This window comes from Stenotrophomonas sp. STEN021 (genome assembly GCF_056760175.1).
Window position 1 is genome coordinate 1 of sequence record NZ_JBRREH010000139.1, and the last position, 5656, is coordinate 5656.

The 5656-nt window shown below is 60.9% G+C and carries 3 protein-coding genes; 2 read left to right on the top strand and 1 reads right to left on the bottom strand.

Annotated features, from left to right (window positions below; translation table 11 throughout):
- The coding region (locus tag ACVOL0_RS19850) for an Ig-like domain-containing protein (protein WP_481550549.1) at positions 1 to 1170 on the bottom strand (1170 nt) is incomplete at its 3' end.
- A gap of 642 nt (positions 1171 to 1812) precedes the next feature.
- Between ACVOL0_RS19850 and ACVOL0_RS19855 the strand changes: the two genes are divergently transcribed.
- Entirely contained in the window at positions 1813 to 4212 is a 2400-nt protein-coding gene (locus tag ACVOL0_RS19855) for a type I secretion system permease/ATPase (protein WP_481550550.1), read from the top strand.
- Positions 4212 to 5453, top strand: a complete 1242-nt coding sequence (locus tag ACVOL0_RS19860; protein ID WP_481550551.1) for an HlyD family type I secretion periplasmic adaptor subunit — start codon at positions 4212 to 4214, stop codon at positions 5451 to 5453. The genes ACVOL0_RS19855 and ACVOL0_RS19860 overlap by 1 nt, the downstream gene beginning before the upstream one ends.
- The last annotated feature ends 203 nt before the right edge of the window (positions 5454 to 5656 follow it).

A 5656-nucleotide genomic window follows, 5' to 3' on the forward strand; every position in this document is an offset into this window, starting at 1 on the left:
GATCACGTACGGCAACGACTCTTCACCGGAGTCGCCGTTCGGATGCTGGTGAATGATGCTGATCTCGTGGCGGCCATCCGCCAGCGGATACAGCGGCGTGAATGACCACTTTCCATCGGCACCGGTGATTGCATGGCCAAGCAGGTTCACGCCATCGTAGACGTGGACCATGACGCCCGGCTCGGCCCTGCCAACGATCTGCGGCCGACCGTCATCGGTGTAGCCGCCGTTCTCGATCTCGCCCGTGATGGCCCCATGATCATCGATCAGTGCGTCGATGACAGGCACGTCATCAATGGAGAATGGTGCAACCGCGCCAGCCGCCTTGATGGCAGCGTCGGTCTGGACATTGTTGGGGCGCGCACGGTTCTTGCTGTCACCGGCTTCGGGAGCATGCTCGGTATCGGCATCACTATCTTGAACGGCGGGCGCTGCGGGAGCAGCCTCGTCTTCCGGGAGGCCGGCGTCAACGCTTGCGTCCAGCGGAGCCTGCGCGTTCGGCGCATCGACGACGGCTTCGTCGCTTCCGGCGACGACAGCGTCTGCTTCTACAGCATCGACATCGTTCAGCACCGGCGCAACGGCAGTGTCCGGAGTCGAATCACCGAACTGGGCCGGGGCCACCTCTTCGAGCAGGAAGCCGCTGGCTGCTGGCGCAGGCTGCGACTTGCCGCCGCTGCTCTGCTTGGTGTGCAGCGCGACACCGCCCGCTACCGCCGCGATACCAGACAACACACCACCGGCAAGCGAAGCGCCACTCTCGGAGAACTGGAAATCGGCCAACAGCGACGACGGCGCTGCCGACAAGGTGATCAGTGAAGAACCGCCATCAGCCATTGCCGCAGCATCGGCAAGACCATCCGCGGTGACAGCTTGGTATGTCACATACTCGCCATTGGCATCCAGGCTGACCAGCTGCCCCTCACTGCCGTAGAAGTCTTCGATGATCAATGATGCGGGTTCGGCACCTTCCGTCTCCTGCTGAAGAATCAGGTCCTTGCCAATACGCTTGGCAGTGATGCTTGCAGCATTTCCCCCGTGCACTTCCGCAAGCACGTAGCGCGCGCCACCTACAGCGCCAAGGCGCGCCACCTTGCCATTCCTGGCATATGCCAGTTGCTGCACGTTCACCACAGCACCGTCTAGAACTACCGACACCATCGCAGTCATTACCATTCACTCGATTATTGTTGATTCAATGAAAACCTCACCACTGCCTGCGTATGGACGCAGTCACATGTGGTGCCCTTACGCTTCATGTTCCGCACGCGCCTCTGCCTTCCCCTGCGAGAATCAGATAGCTGCGTATATCGCCAGGATCGTATCTGCCGGACTGAGTTGGTGGCAGTTGACCGTGGGCATGCATCCAACCGTGCTGATAGCGGTTGGTTTCATATGTGATAACAGTAGGGGGTGCGCGCGCACCCTTACATAGGGATAGTCTTAAACATCGAAAGCAGCCGGCAACAGGTGCTGTTTCGCGCATAATGCAGCGGTCCACGCATCAGATTGCATGCTGCGCGGACCGTGGCAACCACCTCAAATCCACTGCATGGCCAAGGCCAATCAGGCCCTGATCTGGCCGGATAACACCGAAAATCCCACGGCATCAGCGAACAAGAAACGGCACCTCGCAGCAATAAGTGCGCCCGAAATCATCGCGGCCAAACAAAAGCCGAGCATTTGGGACGAATCCTATTCGTCATAACGCCGTACGACTCCAGACTTCCGCTCCTCGTCGGGAGCTACTGGCACTTTGCACTCCCGGATAAAAACCCGCCTGCCCTGCAGGTGGCTCCATCTGGAACTGCCATGACCAACCAGACTGCACCGGCTGATGAAGCCGTCGCGATGACGAAAGACCAGATCAGCGTTGAGGACACCTTGCTGCAAAGTGTGTCCTGGATGTGCGATCACTACGATATGAGCCGCAGCCCCGCAGCATTGGTTGCCGGCCTGCCTTGGAATGGTGCGCTGTCGCCTTCACTTGCACTGAAGGCACTCGGCAACGTAGGCCTGACCGGTGGCGTGGTCAAGCGGGTACTGGCGCAACTGCCTGCGCAGGTGATGCCGATCATCCTGCTACGCAAGGGCCAGGGTGGGTGTATCCTGCTTGAGCGCCGCGAAATACGCGACGAAGAAAACAAGCGCCAGCTGCGCTTCTCGGTGATCTTGCCGGAGGTGTCTGCCGAGCCGGTCGACTTGTCGCACGAAGACCTCGACGCAATGTACTCCGGCCACGCCATTCTGGTGAAGCCGCGCGCGCACGTGGACAATCGAGCCGGCGAAGCACTGCCCGAAGCAAAGGGACACTGGCTGTTCAGCACCTTGTGGCGCTATCGCCGCTACTACCGCAGCGCCGCCATCGCCGCCGTGCTGGCCAATGTGCTGGCGCTGGCCAGCATCTTCTTCACCATGAACGTCTACGATCGCGTGGTTCCCAACCAGGCCTTCGTGACGCTGTGGTCCTTGGGCATCGGCGTGATCATTGCAATGGTCTTTGAAGCGGTCATTCGCTTTGTGCGCGCACACCTCCTGGACGTTGCCGCCAAGAAAGCCGACCTTGTGCTGGGCGCGATGCTGTTCCGTCAAGCCTTGTCGGTAAAGATGGAGCACAAGCCGGCATCGTCCGGCAGCTTCGCCAACCAATTGCGCGAGTTCGAGTCGGTGCGCGACTTCGCTACCTCGGCCACGCTTGCGGCAATCTCCGACCTGCCCTTCGTACTTATGTTTGTTGGCGTGATCTTCGCCATTGGCGGACCGCTGGGCTGGATTCCGCTGCTGATCCTGCCGTTGATCATCATCATTTCAGTCAGTATCCAGTGGCCGCTGGCCCGGGTGATGAAGGAAAACCTGCGTGAGTCCTCGCTCAAGCAGGGCGTGCTGATCGAATCCATCGAAGGCATGGAGACGCTGAAGTCCACCGGCGGCACGGCCAACATGCAGCGTCGCTGGCAGCATTTCAGCGCGCTGCAGTCGGCTACCTCGATGAAGTCACGGCGCCTGTCGAGCATTGCCACCGGCACTGTCACTTTGCTGCAGCAGCTGCAGCTGCAGACGGTGGTTCTGGTCATCACCGGTGTCTATCTGATCACCGCCGGTACGCTCAGCATGGGCGCGCTGATCGGCACGGTGATGTTGGCTGGCCGCGCCACCGCACCGCTGGGCCAGGTGATTGGCTTGGCGGTGCGCTTCCAACAGGCCAAGGCCGCGCTGGAATCGCTGAACAAGCTGATGGCAATGCCGCGCGACCGCGATCCGGACCAGGATTATCTGCCAGTGCCAAACCTGAGCGGCCAGATCAGCCTGAAGAAAATCGGCTTCTCTTATCCCGCCCCACCGATGCAGCCCAATCCGCCGGTGCTGACGGACATCAACCTGTCCATTGCCCCGGGTGAACGCGTTGCGATTCTGGGCCGCATCGGTAGTGGCAAATCGACCTTGTTGCGAGTGATGTCACGCCTGTACTCGCCGACGGAAGGACAGATCTTCACCGACGGCCTGGATGTGAACCAGATCGATCCCGCCGACTGGCGCAAGGCCGTTGGCTTTGTGAACCAGGAAGCCCGCTTGTTCCACGGCACCCTGCGCGAGAACGTAATGCTCGGCTGCCCGGATGCCAGCGTCGATGAATTCGTGCGGGTGCTTCGGCTCACCGGGCTGGACCAGTTCGCTGCCTCACACCCGCGCGGCGTCAATCTGCCGATTGGCGAGAACGGCGATGGGGTTTCCGGTGGCCAGCGCCAGTTGATTTCGCTGGCCCGCACCTTGCTGGCCCGCCCCAGCCTGCTGTTGATGGATGAACCCACCAGTGCGATGGATGCACAAACCGAAGCTCAGTTCCTTGAGCACCTGCATCGTGCCACGCAGGGCCAGACGTTGGTGGTGATCACGCATCGCCCTTCCCTGCTCAACCTGGTGGACAGGGTGATCGTGATGGACAACGGCCGCGTCGTCGCCGATGGCCCCAAGGCCAATGTGCTTACCGCGCTGGGTGCAAACATCAATGGTGAAGCGCGTTCAGCTGCATCACCACCAGCTGCGACTGCAACCGCCGGGACAGTAGCTGCTTCCCCTGCCGATGCAGGCGCCGCTGCGGCAGCGCTTGCGGCAGCACGCGCTGCTGCCAGTGCCTCTCCACCTGCCCCAACAATCCAACCCGCACCACTACGTGTGCGGCAGACCAAACCGCAACAGCAGGAGGCTCAGTAATGTTCCCCTGGAAGAAATCCAAGCAAGACACTGCCTCGATCAGCGCCGCCGACGCGGCGTTCATGGACGACGTCTCCGAATCGCTGCTTGCCCAGACCACGCCGGGCTCGCGACTGGTTACCTACATGGTGCTGCTGGTCGTTGTTGTTGGCATCACCTGGGCACACTTTGCACGTGTTGAAGAGATCACCAAGGGCGAGGCCAAGATCGTCTCCAAAAGCCGCGAACAGGTCATACAAAGCCTGGAGGGCGGCATTCTGGCGGAGATGTCCGTGCACGAGGGTGATGTCGTGGAGAGCGGCCAGGTACTGCTGAAAATCGATCCCACCCGCGCCAATGCAAGCTATCGTGAGGCCTTGAGCAAAGTCATTTCGCTCAAGGCAACCATCGCCCGCCTGCGCGCCGAAGCTTATGGCGAGCCACTGGTCTTCGATGAGCAGGTGCGTGAGTTCGAGGAAGAAGTAGCCAGCGAAACCCGTGCATTCAACGCCCGTCGGCGCGCCCTTGAGGAGGGTGTGGCCTCGCTGGAGCAGAGCTATGCCCTGTCGATGCGCGAGATCAACCTTGCCCAGCCTCTGGCTGCGAAGGGCCTGTTGTCGGACGTGGAACTGCTGCGTATGCGCAGGCAAGCGAATGACATCCGCTCGCAGATCGTCGAGCGACGCAACCGCTACCGTTCCGATGCCAACTCCGAGCTGGTCAAGCTGGAGATGGAACTGTCACAGACCAGCGAGAACCTCGTTGGCCGTGCCGACGTGGTTGAGCGCACCACCATCACTGCACCAGTGCGTGGCACAGTGAAGAACGTGCGGGTCAATACCGTGGGCGGTGTGATCCAACCCGGCGAGCACATCCTGGAAATTGTTCCGCTCGAGGACCAGCTGCTGGTGGAAGGCAAGATACGTCCTTCCGATGTTGCGTTCCTGCGCCCGGGCTTACCCGCGAAGGTGAAGATAACCGCATATGACTATGGCATCTATGGCGGCCTGGATGGCAAGGTTGAGTTGATCAGCCCGGACACATTGAAAGACGAAGAAAAAGGTGGCGCTGGCCGTCCTGACAGAACCTATTACCGGGTGACGGTACTTACTGACAAGAGCGCACTGGAAGCCGGTGGCAAGGAGCTGCCAATCATCCCGGGCATGATCGCCTCGGTGGAGATCCGCACCGGCGAGAGGACCGTACTGGAGTATCTGCTCAAGCCTGTACTGAAGGCGCGCGAGGCATTCCGCGAGCGGTAATCGCCGCAGGCACCACCTTGCGTGGTCCCGGCAAGCACAGCGCGGCTGGGGCTCCCCAGGTACTTTCCGCCAAGAACGGTACCTCCCGGTCGCGCTGTGCTTGCCCGGGCCACGCATGGTCTTTGTGCTTGTAGGAGCGGCGCAAGCCGCGAAGCTCGCGCATTGTCAGATTGCGAAATGCGCGGTTGCCTACTGATCTCGAC

What these genes read in the sequence shown, in the direction of transcription:
- ACVOL0_RS19855 (WP_481550550.1), top strand. Translation starts at nt 1,813, where the DNA reads ATGACCAACCAGACTGCACCGGCTGATGAAGCCGTCGCGATGACGAAA.
- ACVOL0_RS19860 (WP_481550551.1), top strand. Translation starts at nt 4,212, where the DNA reads ATGTTCCCCTGGAAGAAATCCAAGCAAGACACTGCCTCGATCAGCGCC.